The following is a 15,822-nucleotide window of genomic DNA, read 5'->3' on the forward strand; positions in this document are numbered from 1 at the left end:
GTCTAACCAAACAGGGACGTTTACTTAAACCAGTTCCATTCCTGTTTTCTTTTTACATTTATGCAGTGTCAAATATGATGATGTAGCAGGCCAGGTAAAAGGATCTGCTACTGAACTAGCTAAGGCTGATAAGAATAATTCACGGTGTGCGCTGTTATCATGTTTCCGCATCAGAAATTATGTAATTTTACATATATGGAATATAAGGTTGCCAACAGGATCGAGCTCATGAAAAAGATGGGAGCACATGCAGCGGAAATTCGTTCGTTCGGCATTGATCGCATTAGTGTGTTTGGATCCTTTGCCCGGAACGAACACATAAAACCTAATAGTGATATTGACCTTATTCTTGATTTTGCGCCAGGAAAGAAGAGTTTTGATAACCTGGTGGATTTGGGTGATTTCCTGGAAAAATTACTTGGCAGAAAGGTAGAATTACTTACCCGCGAATCGTTGAAATCAGCTACCGGAAAACACATACTCTCCACAGCAAAAGAGATCGTTCTGTAATCCTCAATACCATTATACATGCCACAATCTGACCAGGAATCTGTTCAAGCCATTCTTGTTGAAATTGATAACATGGCTAAGATCATGAAAGCAAAACCAAAAAGGAACTAGCCGGAGATCTGACTCTCGAAAGAGCTGTGTCAATGACGCTGGGACTGATCGGTGAAAAAGCAAATAAAATTTCAGCCCATTTTAAGGCCAGTCATCCGGAAGTTGAATGGCGAAAGATAATAGCATTGCGTAACCGGATTGTTCATAGTTATGAAGATCTGGATTTTGATATCATTTATGATACCATAGCGATTAAATTACCGGAATTAAAAAAGCAATTAGAAGGTCTGGGGACTGTTACACCGAGAACGGATCTTTCACCAAAGAAAAAAAGCAGACATTCCAAAAAGCAGTAACGATAAACCTGTAGCCGGTTTTGATTATCTTAGGAATTCAATCCCAGGCTCATGAGAAAATGTATCCTCGCATCAGGTATATTGGCTTGTACATTGATGGCATTTGTCTATCCTCCCAAAACCGCCCGCCCTTTGTTTACCATAACACCGGCGGAGCCCGTATATTTCAAATCCTTTGTTGACTGCAATATGGCCGAAGCCTGGGTGGGTGATACCTTCCGTATTTTCCCCGGTAAATATGGTGAAGATCCCTTATGGGGCAATGCACGCGACCTGAAATATGCCGACGGAAAAAATGCCGAAGAAGCTTTTAACCGCCGATTCGAAGCGTTCACAGAACCGGTACTGCCACTCAATGCGGCGCCCGACCAGGAAGGTCTGCATGGCGCCGTATGGTTTGAGACCGTATACCAGGACCCCAATGATGCCAGCGGGAAGACTTTATTTGCACTTTACCATAATGAGAACTATCCCAACACCTATCCTTACCGGACAAAAACAGGGAAAGGATATATTGACAAGGACTGGCCACAGGGATTGACCGGTGAAAAAACACCGGCAGCGGTCTGCCGCATCGGCATCATGAAATCGACCAATGGCGGACACAGTTGGGAGAACAAGGGTATCGTACTGGAAGATGACCAGCCGCGTATGATCCTGAAGCCACACAATACTTCCGTTACGTTTGCCGGTGGTGTGGGCGATCCATCGGCAATTGCGAACGATGGTTTTCTCTATATTTTTTATGGCGAATACGGATATCCTGGAAATTACCGTTCCGCCGCGTATGATCCCATCAGGGAATATTCCGGCCAGTGTATCAGCATGGCCAGGATAGCGCTGGCCGATCTGGATGCACCCACAGGTAAAGCCCGGCGCTGGGATGGAAAGGGTTTTACCATTGCGTATGATGGGGTAGGACAACCGATCCGGTCATTGCAGATACCGGTGTCGGAAGGTGGTGGTCCCACTTCTGCTCCCAACAGCCAATATTACTGGGGGCCCTCCGTTAGCTGGAATACCTGGCTCAAAGCCTGGGTCATGCTCATGGCCCGCTCCGAAGGTCCTTCCTGGAAAGGGTCTAGCGTATACATTTCCTTCAATACCCATCCCTCACTTGCAGGAGCTGCCGGCCAGGACTGGAGCAAACCGCAACTGCTGGCCAGCAAAGCGGGACATACCATCTGGTACCCATCCCTGCAGCCGATCGGCAGCGGAAATGAACCGGGTAACCGGAATACCTGCCTGAAACTGGGGCAGACAGCCCGTTTGTTCTACAAGGATAATGCTTCGGATACAGCGGTATACCTGTCGGAATATGAGATCCGCTTCGAGCGAAACAGGTAAGTGGCAGGCAGGTGACTTATAGAAGGGGGCGGTATTCTTCAGGATGAAGATTACCTTTGCGGACCCGCTTAACCGTTAAGGGTAAAACATCAGTGAATGGAGCAACAGAAACAGGGGCCGGAGGATAACAGGCAGCAGATCGAACTGAACAGGATATTAGACCTGTCATCCGATATTATTGCCATTGTGACCATAGAAGGTGAACGGAGATCGGTGAACAAAGCTGCTGCTGCGATCCTGGGGTATACGCAGCAGGAACTGATAGGCGGCTCCATCTTTGATATCGTACACGAGGCTGACAGGGAAGCTACGCAGGAGGTATTTTTTGCTGTTCCCACTTCTAAAAGAAAGAATGGTTTTGAGAACCGGATCCTGCGCAAGGATGGGGCACAGATCTATATGGTCTGGGATTTTATATGGGATGAACTGGCCAGTGAGATCTATGCAATAGGAAGAGATATTACCGACCATAAAAAACAGGAAGAACAGCTGCTGAACAGCGAAAAACATTACCAGTCGCTGATCAAGAACCTCAAGATCGGGGTACTGAAGCAGGAGAAGGACTCACGCATCACGGTATCGAATGATGCGGCATTGGAAATGCTCGGGCTCACCGAAGACCAGTTGCTGGGCAAAACCTCATTCGATCCCGACTGGAATGTGATCCATAGCGATGGCACGGATTTCCCGGGTTCAGAGCACCCGGTACCGGTGGCCATTGCCACACAGAGACCGGTGCGCGATGTGGTCATGGGCGTGTATCGCCCCAGAACAAAGGATCGCTCCTGGCTGTTGGTGAATGCAGAACCGCAGTTTGACCTGAATGGTGAATTCGACCATGTGATCTGCACGTTCACGGATATTACCAATGAAAGAAGGTCTCTGGTGCAGAAACAGGAAGCGCTGATCGACATACTGGATAACACAGAGGCGTTTTTCGCCACATTTGATCTCAATTTTAAGTTCACTTTCATGAACAGGGCCATGCGGAAAGCCCTGGGTGTGAGCGATATAACAGATGTGAATACCATCAGTATCGCAGATATCCCGGTGCTGGATGCACGCTTCTCACTGGAAGAGCGACTGAAGATCTTACTGGCGGAAGGCTCCTGGGCGGGGTCCAACCGCATCAAGACCCATGACGGAAAGGAGATCACCATCTGGCTGGTCTTGCTGATGCACCGGAACGAGAACGGTGTACCCACCCATATCTCCGTATCAGCCATCGACATATCGGACAGTGAGGCGCTGAAAGAAGAGCGTAACCTGAACAAGATACAGAACGAGTTCGTGAACATGGTATCGCATGAGTTCCGTACACCGCTCACCATCTTCCGCACCAGCATCGAGCTGTTTCAGCTGTATCTGCAGCAACTGGATATCACCCTGCCCGAAAAACTGGGGCAGCGCCTGGAGATCATGGATAAGGAGATCGACCGGCTCATCAATGTAATCGCAGACCTCATTACCATTGGCAAAGTGAACAGCGGCAGTATCCGCGTGAATAAACAGGAAGTGTCGATCCTGTCGCTGATACAACATTGTATCGACAGACACCATCTCACAAAACAGGACGATCGGGTGATCCGTTTAACCAGTAAAGGAACGGAGCGGCATGTGATGATCGATGAATTCCTGATGACGCATGTCATGGATAATATGATTTCCAACGCCATCAAATATTCGCCCAATGCACCGGCCCCGGAAATTGAAGTGCTGTTTGAGAAACACCATTTTGAGATCCTTGTCAGGGATTATGGAATGGGTATTGAGGCGGGTGACCAGGAGAAAATGTTCATTTCTTTTTTCAGGGGCGCCAATGCAGAACATATTCCCGGAACGGGCCTTGGACTGGTGATCATTAAGAAATTCATCGACCTCCATGGCGGCAAACTGCGTTTACGTAGTGAGCCGAGTAAACAAACGGAGTTCTCGATTCGACTGTATTATTGATGATGGGCGGTTTATCAATGATCGATGGGGGAGTGAGGGTAGACGAACTTAAGAAGCTACTGCCAGTTTCTTTCTTTTCATGATCGTTCTCCGCAGAAGTCTCCCCGGAGGGGGGACTCTGCGGATTAGGAGCAGTTATAAAATCGTTTGAAACGGTGTTTGTTAAAAGTGAGTAAGTAGCTCTCCGTAAGCCGCAGGGTCCTCTTCGAGAGACCCTGCGGGGACTGTCTGATTCGGAAGGGTTCCAGTAAAAAGTTCTGTTTCTGAAATTTTAAATTCAAAACTGCCTACCTTCATTATTAATAACACAGCCCCCTTTTATACAGTATTTTGTTTTGGATCTTAACTTGCCAGACCCTGAGCAATACAGGACTTCAAGAAAATATATTTCAGAATTTTATTGGTTTAATCAGCCAATTTATCCTGTCGTGTAGAACTAAATGCGATCGAATTTCGGTTATATGAAAAACAGTAGTGTAATCATCTTTTTAGATGGAGTACATTTATTCATACAGTCATATAGCATGAATTGTTCTGAATTTGTTTTATTTATTAGCTCTCGTCTTTTAAATAGATTCTTTACTCACTTCATGATTCGAATAAAATCCATTTAAAATTCAATAATCAACTATGAAAAAGTCGGTATTTATTTTATTTATCGGTCTCTTAATTACAAGTACTGCTTTATGCCAGCTTGGGAAGAGTGATTGGATGGTAGGTGGAAGTTTAGGATACAATTCCAGTAAATATTATCAAAACCAAACCGCGGAAATCAAAACGTCCGATTTCCAATTTTCGGCAACTGCTGGGTATTTTATTCTTCCGAAATTTCCAATAGGTGTCAGAACAACTCTTCAATCTAATAAACAACACTATAAAGATGCTTCAGGAGCGAGAGGTGAAGGCAGCTCAAATTATTGGAGTGTTGGCCCCTTTGCTAGATATTATTTTCTCAAAAAAACACAGGAGATAGTAAACCTGTTAGTTGAGACCAGTTATTCTTTCGGAAGTGCAAGACCTGATATTTCAGCTAATACTTTTCATTTTAACCGATTTTCAATTTTAGCTGGCCCAGTCATTTATTTTAACTCAAGTGTGGGGCTTGAATTTACGCTTGGTTACTTCCATGATAAACCGTCAGATGGCAGGAATGCCACTTCTGGATTTCAGACAGCCATAGGTTTTCAAATCCATCTTGAAAAAACAAAATAGATTATCACTAATGTCCGACTAAAGTATCAGGAGATGAGGGAAAAGGGTGGTTCCAAAGAACCACCCATATTGGTTAAGATTGGATTACCACACTTAACCAATAAACAAAAGCCCTCAATTTCTGAGTGCCCTTTTCATGATCGTTCTCCGCAGAAGTCTCCCCGGAGGGGGGACTGCGGATCAGAAGCAGTTATAAATCGTTTGAAGCAGTATTTGTTAAAAATGAGTAAGTGTTCCTCCGTAAGCCGCAGGGTCCTCTTCGAGAGACCCTTGCGGAGACTACTTGCACAAGATCATTTCTCCGCCGGATGGTAGGAACTGGTTTCTTTTTCCGTTGTGTTGTAAAAGTAGGTCTCTACTACTTTTACAACACCGCCGCCACCTTTCGGGTAATGTATTTCCTCGTACAGGTAGCCGTACTTGCCTTCAGCCCACAGATAGCGGTTGGCGGTTGCTCCTGTGATGCTGAAAGAAGTTGTGATGGGATCGAGCTGATGCATAGCTGAAAATAATTTGATGTCAGAATTGATCTTTCCCACAAGCCACTTGTACAAATTCGTTGCACCGCTAACATTATTGAAATAATGTAGCACATAATAGCCAATGATTTTCCCCTCTTTTACGTATACACCAACGATATGGCCGTCATGGAAGGGTGCTTTTGGGCCATTGGGGAATGGGAAATCAGCAGCATTGAAATACAATTCCGGGTGGTGATACAGATCTACGGTCGACGATAGTTTTTCTACTGTCCATTTTTTTACTTTCCATTTCGGTTCGGCTTTGTCCAGTTCATCCAGCGTAATATTGAATTTGAACAGTCCATTCTCCGTTATCTTATTGATGAAGAATGTTTTTTGCGACGGTGTTCTTGCCTTCGCTATTGAATCGATCCTTCTTTCCCTGGCGATCTTGAGTTCTGCCAGCCTGTTTTGTTCTTCCCTGGCAGCTTTCTGTTCTCCTTTGACCAGTAGCTTCAGTTTGCTTATCTCCAGGGATTTCTCCTCGTTGAAGTTCGCATAGTCGGGGCTTTTCTCAAATTCCAGGATCAGGGACAGTAGCTGGTTGTTTTTGCTGGTATCCTTTGCGTACAGCTCACGTGTGGCCATGATCTGCAGGTACAACACTTTACAATTGCTGCCCCCAAGCGCCTCGCATGCCTGCTGCAGGAATTCCAGTGCAGCTTTATAGTCCCCTTTTCCATAACTATCTTCTGCCAGCAGGTAGGCAGCCTTCGCTTCATTGGCATTGTTTTGCGCCTGTGTTGCCAGTACGGAAAAACAGAAAATACAGGATACCAGTATCTTTTTCAACATGTTCTTTGATTTGATGAGTAGGGGTGGGACGGTTTGCTACAAGCGAAAATCAGATGGGCCACTTGCTGGTTTTCTGTTCTCTTCTGCCTGTTGGCCGAACCTGGTTGCCTGTTGGTCTTACGATCGGGTGAAGGATCGATGCAGATCCAGGGATCGGAGTGAGGCTCATTGAATTGGCTTCGTGGCATTTCATAGGCAGATTCGAATAGTTGGGATATAATTTCTTTAAATATAATAATATTTCGAAATTATGCTAAGTATTGAAGAACCTCATTTTCTGAAGCGTCTCTTTTTAGTAATCGTTCTCCGCAGAAGTCTCCCCGGAGGGGGACTCTGCGGATTAGAAGCAGTTGCAAAATCGTTTGAAACAGTGTTTGCTTAAAATAGATATGAAGCACTCCGTAATCCGCAGCGTCCTCTTCGAGAGACGTCTGCGGAGACTGTCGGTATGGAAGTGCTTAAGCGAACTCTGTGGAGGCAGAAATGTTTACCCCTTAAAGAAAAAAGCCTCATAAGTTTTTGACTTACAAGGCTTCTCATTTACTACTGGTGAACCGGATTGGATTCGAACCAATGACCTGCTGCTTAGAAGGCAGCTGCTCTATCCAGCTGAGCTACCGGTCCGTTTTAAGGCAAAATGCAAAATTCAAAATGCAAAATTCAAAATGATACTCACCATTGTGCCTTGAACAGGGCTGCAAAATAAGGGAAAAAAAGGTTCAGAACCAAGCGGGAAGCGTGGGTAGGGGTTTTCAACCGCTTTTTCCATCCAGGCACCGCGTCTTTGCGCCTTAGCGGGCATTTTCCTACTCGGAAATGCCGGTAAGCTGAAATCACTTTACTTTGTTGAAACGATTGCCGAATGAGTTATAACTATCTTCCGCTTGACCGGAAATGGCTGCATTTTTCGCAGGTCAAACACCTGCTGGATTTTGACCAGAAGGTCTCCATCACTTTCGATGCCCACGAACGCATACTGGCCTGCCGCAACTATCTGGATGCCAAAATGGAAGATAAGGATCGCCTGTATTATGGCATCAACACCGGCTTTGGTTTTTTACAGAATGTGAAGATAGACGGAAGCCAGATAGAACAGCTGCAATACAACCTGGTGGTCTCGCATGCCTGCGGACTGGGAGAGGAGGTTCCCCGCGATATTGTGAAACTGATGCTGATGCTCAAGATCAAATCACTCAGTTATGGTAACAGCGGTGTGCAGATCGATACGGTGATCCGGCTGATGGACATGTACAACAACGATGTATTGCCCGTGATCTATACCCAGGGCTCGCTGGGTGCTTCCGGCGACCTGGCGCCGCTCAGTCACCTGAGCCTGCCCTTGCTGGGCCTGGGCGAAGTATACCACCAGGGCCGTAAAATGCCCGCAGCCGAAGCCATGCAGTTATTCGGCTGGCAGCCCATTCAACTGCAGAGCAAAGAGGGACTGGCCCTGATCAACGGAACCCAGTTCATGAGCGCCTACGGAATGTACTGCCTGAAACAGGCCGAACACCTGCTGCAGATGGCCGATCTGATCAGTGCCCTGTCGTTCGATGCGTTTGACTGCATTACAGAGCCGCTGAACCCCCATATCCATGCCCTGCGGGCCCATAAAGGGCAGGTGACCACGGCCAGGGTGCTGCTGGAGCATCTGCAGGGCAGTGCCATAACCAGCCAGGCAAAGGCCCAGGTACAGGATCCTTATTCTTTCCGTTGCATACCCCAGGTACACGGTGCCAGTAAGGATGCATTCGACCATATCCTCGATGTCTTTGTGCGCGAGATCAATTCAGTGACCGATAACCCCAATGTGTTCCCCGAGGAGGACCTGATCGTGAGCGGCGGTAATTTTCATGGACAGCCCCTGGCATTATCGCTGGATTACCTGGCCATTGCCATGAGCGAGATCGCCAATATCTCCGAAAGAAGGACCTACCAGCTCATCAGCGGCCAGCGTGGCCTGCCCCTGTTCCTGGTGAAAGATGCGGGACTGAACTCAGGATTCATGATCCCCCAATACACGGCGGCGGGTATCGTGAGCGAGAACAAACAACTCTGTACGCCAGCTTCTGTTGACAGCATCTCCTCTTCCAATAACCAGGAAGACCATGTGAGCATGGGCGCCAATGCCGCCACCAAGTGTTACCGGGTCATGCAGAACGTAGAAAAGGTATTGGCCATAGAATTATTAAGCGCCGCGCAAGCATTGGAATTCAGACGCCCCCAACGTTCCTCACTCAAACTGGAACAGCTCATGTCCTCCTTCCGCCAGATAATCCCCTTCAACGAAGCCGACCGTCTCCTCCACGATGACATGGTTGCCGCGATCGGGTTTGTGAGAAAATTTGTGCAGTAGGGGGTTTGTTTAGATTTCTTTGATCAGAGGGGTGTTTTGAGTTATGAGCTATGAGCCTTGAGCTGCGAGCATCCAGTATCCAGCATCCAGTATCCAGCATCCAGTATCCAGTATCCAGCATCCAGTATCCAGCATCCAGTATCCAGCATCCAGCATCCAGCATCCAGTATCCAGTATCCAGTATCCAGCATCCAGCATCCAGTATCCAGCATCCAGTATCCAGCATCCAACATCCAGTTTCTCGCCTTTTGTTTGTTCTTTCCTTTTACTCAATTCATACTTTCTTCGCCTCCGCTTCGCCTTTTCTTCGCTCTGCGGCCAGTAAATCAGCGTAAAAAGCGAAGAAAGGGCGAAGAACAGGTGGAAAAAGGGTAGTAAAATGGTATAGAGAGGACGAAGGAATAACGAAGCAATAGAGAAGGAATATAAAAGAAAGGCTTGTAATCTTTTGATTATCTTCTACTTATAAGTATTTTATATTTATTTAATGCATTTCGGCAAGGTATCCTTGCTATATAAGTCATTATCATAGAATTATTTCCGTGATTGGAACAGCCTTCCTGTTTCGTTGAGTCGTCAGGCCATAGCTTTCCGCAGCAACGCGATCCGTTCAACCCTCCGCGATCCCTCCCCGTCCTCCGCGGCTCCGCGGTGAACAGCACCTGCCTGCCAACAAGATGCTCTGCCAATATGCCAACCAACCAATGCGCTAATGCGCAACTCGCCAATGCGCCACCCCACCAATCCCCCAATCCCTTACCTTTGCAGACCTAAGAAAGCATAGCAATGAGCGAAGAAAAGAGCCTGAATTTTATCGAAGAGATCGTAGAAGAGGATCTGAAGACTGGAAAATACAAATCCATCGTTACCCGATTCCCGCCGGAACCGAATGGTTACCTGCATATCGGGCATGCCAAGAGTATCTGTCTGAATTTCGGACTTGCCAGGAAATACGGCGGCAAAACCAACCTGCGTTTTGACGATACCAACCCCACCACTGAAGAGACCGAATACGTGGAAAGCATCAAAGACGATGTTCGCTGGCTGGGTTTTGAATGGGCCAACGAGTTCTATGCCTCTGACTATTTTGAACAGTTATATGTGTTTGCAGTGACCCTGATCAAAAAAGGGCTGGCCTATGTGGATGACAGCACCAGTGAAGAAATCGCTGAACAGAAAGGTACCCCCACCATACCGGGAACACGTAACCGTTATGCCGAAAGAGGCATAGAGGAGAACCTGCAGCTGTTCGCAGACATGCGTGCCGGAAAATATGCGGATGGATCCAAAGTATTGCGTGCCCGCATTGATATGGCTTCGCCCAATATGCTGCTGCGCGATCCGATCCTGTACCGCATCAAACACGCACATCATCACCGCACCGGCGATAACTGGTGCATTTACCCGATGTATGATTTTGCGCACGGACAAAGTGATGCAATCGAGAACATCACCCACTCAATCTGTACGCTGGAATTCATCCCACACCGCGACCTGTACGACTGGTGCATCGAGAAACTGGAGATCTTCCCCTCACACCAATATGAGTTTGCACGTTTGAACATGACTTATACCATCATGAGCAAACGCAAACTGCTGCAACTGGTAAATGAAAGCCATGTGACGGGTTGGGATGATCCGCGCATGTCTACCATCAGTGGTATGCGCAGGAGAGGATACCCTGCGGAAGCGATCCGCGAATTCTGTGACCGTATCGGCGTGGCCAAACGTGAGAACCTGATCGATGTGGGGCTGCTCGAATTCTGTGTGCGCGAACACCTGAACAGGATCGCCCTGCGCAGGATGGTGGTGTTCGATCCGCTGAAAGTGGTGATCACCAATTATCCCGAAGGAGAAGAATTTCTGCAGAGCGAGAACAATCCCGAAGATCCCAATGCCGGTCACCGCGAAATTCCTTTCAGCAGGGAACTGTATATTGAGCGGGAAGATTTCATGGAGAACCCGCCCAAGAAATATTTCAGGCTGGCTCCGGGTCAGATGGTGCGCCTGAAAAGCGCTTATATCATCCGCTGCGAGGAAGTGGTGAAAGATGCAGCCGGAAACATTACAGAAGTGAAATGTACCTATATCCCCGAGAGCAAAAGTGGTTCCGATACTTCGGGTATCCATGTGAAAGGCACATTGCATTGGGTAAGCGTACAACACGCTGTTACCGCAGAAGTGCGTCTGTACGACCGTCTCTTCAAAGTGGAAGACGTGGCCAATGCTGAAGGCGATTTCAAAGACCATATCAACGAAGATTCCCTCACCGTACTCGCGAATGCCTATGCAGAGCCTGCCTTGCTCAACGATACACCGGATGACCGCTACCAGTTTATCCGCAAAGGATACTTCTGTCTCGACAAAGACAGCAGCACCGATAAACTGGTCTTCAACAGGACAGTGACTTTAAAAGACGGATGGGCGAAGGAAGTGAAGAAAAGCTAGGGAATGTTGAACAGATGAACAAGGAATGATGAATGATGAAGTGGATTTCTCTGCGTAAACTCTCTGCACTCTGCGGCTCTGCGGTGAAAAAAAGCTAAAGACCAAAGACCAACCACCCAATCGCCATACAGCTATGGACCTATTACCTTCCTTTCAACAACACTGGAGACAACAGTTCCCGCAATTGTTGCCGGCTAATGTACGGCTGTTGCTGGGGGTGAGTGGTGGGGTGGATAGTGTGGTGCTGACAGACCTGTTGCACAGGATGGGGTTTGCTTTCACGATGGCCCATGCCAATTTTCAGTTACGGGGAGAGGAGAGTGAGCGGGATGAGCAATTTGTGCGGGCACTTGCCGTGAGATACGGGAAGGAGTTACTGGTCAAACACTTCGATACCAAACAATACGCTGCCGAACAGAAATGCGCCATCCAGGAAGCTGCCAGGGAGCTCAGGTATCACTGGTTCAGTGAGATCATCCGGGAATGGACCGGAACGGATGCAGATCGTTCTAAGATAACAGCCACAGCCAACTATTACATGGTTACGGCACATCACGCCGATGATAATATAGAGACCGTACTGATGCATTTTTTCAGAGGCACGGGCATACAGGGACTGGCGGGTATACAACCTGAGTTGAAGTCGCGCAGGCTGATCAGGCCTTTGTTGCCGTTCCGGAAGCATGCCTTGCTGGCCTATGCGGCTGACCAGGGACTTGATTTTGTGGAAGACTCCTCCAATGCTTCCGATAAGTACACCCGCAATTATTTCCGTAACCAGTTGTTGCCACAGATCCGGGAAGTGTATCCGCAGGCTGATGAGAACCTGCTGCATAATATTGAACGTTTCCGGGAAGTGGAGATGATCTACCAGCAATCGGTCGATCGTACAGTGAATGACCTTCTCGAACCCAAGGGAACAGAATGGCATGTGCCCATCCTGAAATGGAAAAAGATTCGGCCCCTGCATACGTTGACCTGGGAACTGATCCGGAACTTCGGGTTCCAGGCAGGTCAGACAGCAGAAGTGATCCGTTTACTGGATGGCGAGAACGGTGGCTTCCAGGCATCGGCCACGCACCGCATCATCCGCAACCGCAACTGGATGATCATTGCGCCCAATACCCCGCAGACCGCACAACATATATCCATACCAGCAGACCAACCCGAGATCGTCTTCGAAGCAGGCACCCTCACATTCACTCATTCACTCACTCACTCATTCACTCATTCACTTCTTGAGGTATCTCTTGATGCCACGAACATCCGTTTCCCATTGCTGCTGCGCAAATGGAGAACAGGGGATTATTTTTATCCGCTGGGTATGCAGAAGAAAAAGAAACTCAGCAAATTCCTGATCGACCTGAAATTATCGCGTACGGAAAAGGAACAGGTATGGGTGCTGGAGAGCGACCAACGGATTCTTTGGGTGGTCGGGTACCGCATCGATAACCGTTTTCGGGTTACGGATAAGACCCAAAAACTCCTGCAAGTCTCTTACCGGAAATAATTCGCCACTTCCTCCACAAATCTGCCAACAGGTCTGAATTCGCTCAGGAACTGGCTGGTGATCACCAGGAACACAATGCCATAAACGGCGCCCCAGATATGCGCAGAATGGTTGATATTGCCATGTCCTCTTTTGGCGAGATAGGCGGATATTCCCAGGTACAAGGGCCCGAAGATGAATGCCGGAATATGGAAGGGAATGGGGAAGATACCCATGCCCATGGTAGGATACAGGAAGATACCGATAAAGATCACTGCCGATACGGCGCCGGATGCACCCAGGCTCCGGTAATAATAATTGTTCCGGTGCGCGAAATAAGTGGGCAGCAGGCATACCACCAGTGATGTGAGGTACATAATGATATACAAAGCCTTACCCATGTCTCCGTAGATCATGGTAAAAGCCTGCTCCACCATGCCGCCAAACAGGTAAAAAGTATACATGTTAAATGCCAGGTGCATGAAATCGGCATGTATGAAACCACAGGTGATGAACCGGTACCACTGGTTATGATTGGTGATGGCGGTTGGATAAAAGATGAGATCATTGATGACTTTTTCATTCGAAAAAGCGGTAAATGAGATCACGCAGGTTAGGAGCAGGATGATCAGGGTAATGGTAAGCATACAGGCAATTTAGTAAATTCTGTGTGAGGGATACATTAAATATTCAGCTGATCAGTACTCTCTGCGTAACCTCCCTGTTCTCTTGTTCTCTGCGGTTGGTGCAAGTTTCATCCAACCGCAGAGAACGGGAGAGGCAGAGGTTTCGCAGAGAAGGGGTCGCTAACTATGGTGGTATTTCTCGTTACGTAAGATGGTGCAGGCGCGGTATACCTGTTCGGCAAGGATCAATCGTACCAGCATGTGTGGGAATACCAGTCGTGAGAGGCTCCAGACCATATCGGCCCGTTGGGTCACGCGTTCATCCACACCAAAAGCTCCTCCAATCAGGAAGATGATGCGTTTGGTGCCGGTATTGGCCCGTTGCTGGATCCATTGCGCCAGTTCGGGGGAACTGAGGTTTTTACCTCTCTCATCCAGCAATACCAGGTGATCGTCTTTTTGCAATTGTGATAAAATGGTAATGGCTTCCGCTTTTTTCAGTTCTGCTTCCGATAAGGTCCCTGCATTTTTGGGTGGAGCGATGATGAGCCAATCAGCAGGAAAATAATTATTCAGCCTTTTGGTGAATTCCTCAATGCCTGTTTTTGCATAGGGTTCATGCGCTTTTCCTACCGACCAGAATTGCATTTTCATGCGCTAAAAATAAACAAAGCATTCGTCATTATGGAACATAAATAAGTGCACGGTTTTATCAGCCGTCTTATTTATCTTAGGTGCCCCATCCATCAGGGATGGGACTTTAACCGATCGCTAATTATCTAATGAACACCCACCATGAACCGTAAAGAATTTGTACGCACCACCGGTATGGCAGCCGCAGCTATGGCGGTATTGCCCGGTATGAACCTGTTTGCCCGCACACCTGAGACCAAAGTAAGAATGGCACTGATCGGCACCGGAGCCCGCGGGGTCAGTCATCTTGATCTGTTGCTGCGCCGCAGTGATGTGGATGTAGTGGCTATTTGTGATATTGAACCCAGGGCTTTACAGGCGGCAAAGGAAATGGTGAGTAAATCGGGTAAAACCATGCCGGAAGTCTTTACAGGTGATAACTATGCCTGGAAAAAAATGGTGGAGAAGACCAAACTGGATGCAGTGGTGATTGCCACACCCTGGGAATGGCATAAAGAAATGATTATCGGCTCGCTGGATGCGGGTATCAAATATGTGGGCTCTGAAGTGATGATCGGTATTACGCTGGAGGATCACTGGGATGTGGTGAAAGCCGCCGAACACCACAAAGCGCATGTGATGATGCTGGAGAATGTGTGCTATCGCCGCGATGTGATGGCGGTATTGAATATGGTGCGCCAGGGATTATTCGGTGAACTCATTCACTTACAGGGAGGTTACCAGCACGACCTGCGTGAAGTGAAATTCAATGATGGTGTTAACACGTATGGACATGGCGTGGAATTCGGTGAGAAAGGATATTCTGAAGCACACTGGAGAACCGAACATTCTGTACACCGGAATGGGGATCTGTATCCTACCCATGGTATCGGACCGATTGCGAACTATATCAACATCAACCGCGGTAATCGTTTCCATTCGATCTGTTCTTTTTCCTCCAAGGCAAGAGGGCTGCATGATTATGTGGTGAAGAAAGGGGGAGAGAACCATCCCAATGCCAAAGTGAATTTCAAACTGGGCGATGTGGTGACCACCTCCATCAACTGCGTGAATGGTGAGACCGTGTTGCTGCAGCACGATACGAATCTGCCAAGGCCTTATTCACTGGGCTTCCGTGTGCAGGGTACCGAAGGTCTGTGGATGGATGTGAACAAGGGCATTTATATAGAAGGCAAATCCGCCAAAGCGCACCAGTGGGATGATGCCAAAGCCTGGCTGGATAAATACGATCACCCGCTGTGGCAGCGCTGGAGCAAGGAGACTGCCGGAGCCGGTCATGGCGGTATGGACTTTTTTGTGATCCATGCATTTGTGGAATCCATCAAACGACAGACAGCCACACCGTTGGATGTATACGATGCCGCCACCTGGAGCGCCATCACACCCTTGAGTGAAAGATCGATCGAACTGGGCAACCAGACCATTGAATTCCCTGATTTCACAGGCGGACAGTGGATGTACCGCAAACCCGTGTTTGCACTGGGGGCTGATTATTAAGTTAGAA

The 15,822-nt window shown here is 47.9% G+C and carries 12 protein-coding genes, 1 tRNA gene and 1 pseudogene; 9 read left to right on the forward strand and 5 right to left on the reverse strand.

From position 1 onward, the window contains the following. Window positions 1-195: 195 nt before the first annotated feature. The 5 genes and pseudogenes from ACH3Y6_RS09850 (at window position 196) to ACH3Y6_RS09870 (ending at window position 5,429) form a co-directional block, all read left to right on the forward strand. Window positions 196-510 (forward strand): nucleotidyltransferase family protein, encoded by a 315-nt coding sequence (locus ACH3Y6_RS09850; protein ID WP_490835435.1) that lies wholly within the window; start codon window positions 196-198, stop codon window positions 508-510. A 101-nt stretch (window positions 511-611) separates the two neighbouring features. Next, window positions 612-917: pseudogene (locus tag ACH3Y6_RS09855) on the forward strand (HepT-like ribonuclease domain-containing protein); the annotation flags it as partial. Between the two features lie 51 nt (window positions 918-968). Beyond that, window positions 969-2,264: a hypothetical protein gene (locus ACH3Y6_RS09860; RefSeq protein WP_490835436.1), complete on the forward strand. Its 1,296-nt coding sequence runs from the start codon at window positions 969-971 to the stop codon at window positions 2,262-2,264. 96 nt (window positions 2,265-2,360) lie between these two features. Beyond that, the gene (locus ACH3Y6_RS09865) at window positions 2,361-4,217 is read left to right on the forward strand and encodes a PAS domain S-box protein (protein ID WP_490835437.1); all 1,857 of its coding nucleotides are present in this window, start codon (window positions 2,361-2,363) and stop codon (window positions 4,215-4,217) included. Between the two features lie 630 nt (window positions 4,218-4,847). After that, window positions 4,848-5,429: a hypothetical protein gene (locus ACH3Y6_RS09870; protein WP_490835438.1), complete on the forward strand. Its 582-nt coding sequence runs from the start codon at window positions 4,848-4,850 to the stop codon at window positions 5,427-5,429. Window positions 5,430-5,722: 293 nt separating this feature from the next. Here the strand turns inward: ACH3Y6_RS09870 and ACH3Y6_RS09875 are convergent, their stop codons facing one another. The 3 genes from ACH3Y6_RS09875 to ACH3Y6_RS09885 all read right to left on the reverse strand — a co-directional run bounded on the left by ACH3Y6_RS09875 (window position 5,723) and on the right by ACH3Y6_RS09885 (window position 7,369). Further along, entirely contained in the window at window positions 5,723-6,745 is a 1,023-nt protein-coding gene (locus ACH3Y6_RS09875) for a hypothetical protein (RefSeq protein WP_490835439.1), read from the reverse strand. 49 nt (window positions 6,746-6,794) lie between these two features. Next, window positions 6,795-6,938: a hypothetical protein gene (locus ACH3Y6_RS09880; RefSeq protein WP_490835440.1), complete on the reverse strand. Its 144-nt coding sequence runs from the start codon at window positions 6,936-6,938 to the stop codon at window positions 6,795-6,797. A gap of 354 nt (window positions 6,939-7,292) precedes the next feature. Further along, window positions 7,293-7,369: transfer RNA gene (locus ACH3Y6_RS09885), tRNA-Arg, on the reverse strand. Window positions 7,370-7,607: 238 nt separating this feature from the next. Here ACH3Y6_RS09885 and hutH point away from each other — a divergent pair. The 3 genes from hutH (at window position 7,608) to tilS (ending at window position 13,059) form a co-directional block, all read left to right on the forward strand. After that, window positions 7,608-9,101 (forward strand): histidine ammonia-lyase, encoded by a 1,494-nt coding sequence (gene hutH, locus ACH3Y6_RS09890; RefSeq protein WP_490835441.1) that lies wholly within the window; start codon window positions 7,608-7,610, stop codon window positions 9,099-9,101. Between the two features lie 786 nt (window positions 9,102-9,887). Then, a complete protein-coding gene (locus ACH3Y6_RS09895; RefSeq protein ID WP_490835442.1) occupies window positions 9,888-11,549 on the forward strand; it encodes a glutamine--tRNA ligase/YqeY domain fusion protein in 1,662 nt (553 codons plus the stop codon). A gap of 133 nt (window positions 11,550-11,682) precedes the next feature. Then, window positions 11,683-13,059: a tRNA lysidine(34) synthetase TilS gene (gene tilS / locus ACH3Y6_RS09900; protein WP_490835443.1), complete on the forward strand. Its 1,377-nt coding sequence runs from the start codon at window positions 11,683-11,685 to the stop codon at window positions 13,057-13,059. Here the strand turns inward: tilS and ACH3Y6_RS09905 are convergent. Continuing rightward, on the reverse strand, window positions 13,047-13,685 hold the full coding sequence (locus ACH3Y6_RS09905) for a rhomboid family intramembrane serine protease (protein ID WP_490835444.1): 639 nt from the start codon (window positions 13,683-13,685) through the stop codon (window positions 13,047-13,049). The genes tilS and ACH3Y6_RS09905 overlap by 13 nt on opposite strands. Before the next feature lie 159 nt (window positions 13,686-13,844). Continuing rightward, the gene (locus ACH3Y6_RS09910) at window positions 13,845-14,318 is read right to left on the reverse strand and encodes a 23S rRNA (pseudouridine(1915)-N(3))-methyltransferase RlmH (RefSeq protein ID WP_490835445.1); all 474 of its coding nucleotides are present in this window, start codon (window positions 14,316-14,318) and stop codon (window positions 13,845-13,847) included. Between the two features lie 141 nt (window positions 14,319-14,459). On the opposite strand from ACH3Y6_RS09910, the gene ACH3Y6_RS09915 reads away from it, so the two are divergent. Further along, entirely contained in the window at window positions 14,460-15,815 is a 1,356-nt protein-coding gene (locus tag ACH3Y6_RS09915) for a Gfo/Idh/MocA family protein (protein WP_490835446.1), read from the forward strand. Window positions 15,816-15,822: the final 7 nt, after the last annotated feature.

This window comes from Sediminibacterium sp. FW305-C-269, assembly GCF_058231045.1.

Coding starts and splice junctions, on each gene's coding strand:
- ACH3Y6_RS09850 (WP_490835435.1), top strand. CDS start 196: ATGGAATATAAGGTTGCCAACAGGATCGAGCTCATGAAAAAGATGGGA.
- ACH3Y6_RS09860 (WP_490835436.1), top strand. CDS start 969: ATGAGAAAATGTATCCTCGCATCAGGTATATTGGCTTGTACATTGATG.
- ACH3Y6_RS09865 (WP_490835437.1), top strand. CDS start 2,361: ATGGAGCAACAGAAACAGGGGCCGGAGGATAACAGGCAGCAGATCGAA.
- ACH3Y6_RS09870 (WP_490835438.1), top strand. CDS start 4,848: ATGAAAAAGTCGGTATTTATTTTATTTATCGGTCTCTTAATTACAAGT.
- ACH3Y6_RS09875 (WP_490835439.1), bottom strand. CDS start 6,745: ATGTTGAAAAAGATACTGGTATCCTGTATTTTCTGTTTTTCCGTACTG.
- ACH3Y6_RS09880 (WP_490835440.1), bottom strand. CDS start 6,938: ATGAAATGCCACGAAGCCAATTCAATGAGCCTCACTCCGATCCCTGGA.
- hutH (WP_490835441.1), top strand. CDS start 7,608: ATGAGTTATAACTATCTTCCGCTTGACCGGAAATGGCTGCATTTTTCG.
- ACH3Y6_RS09895 (WP_490835442.1), top strand. CDS start 9,888: ATGAGCGAAGAAAAGAGCCTGAATTTTATCGAAGAGATCGTAGAAGAG.
- tilS (WP_490835443.1), top strand. CDS start 11,683: ATGGACCTATTACCTTCCTTTCAACAACACTGGAGACAACAGTTCCCG.
- ACH3Y6_RS09905 (WP_490835444.1), bottom strand. CDS start 13,685: ATGCTTACCATTACCCTGATCATCCTGCTCCTAACCTGCGTGATCTCA.
- ACH3Y6_RS09910 (WP_490835445.1), bottom strand. CDS start 14,318: ATGAAAATGCAATTCTGGTCGGTAGGAAAAGCGCATGAACCCTATGCA.
- ACH3Y6_RS09915 (WP_490835446.1), top strand. CDS start 14,460: ATGAACCGTAAAGAATTTGTACGCACCACCGGTATGGCAGCCGCAGCT.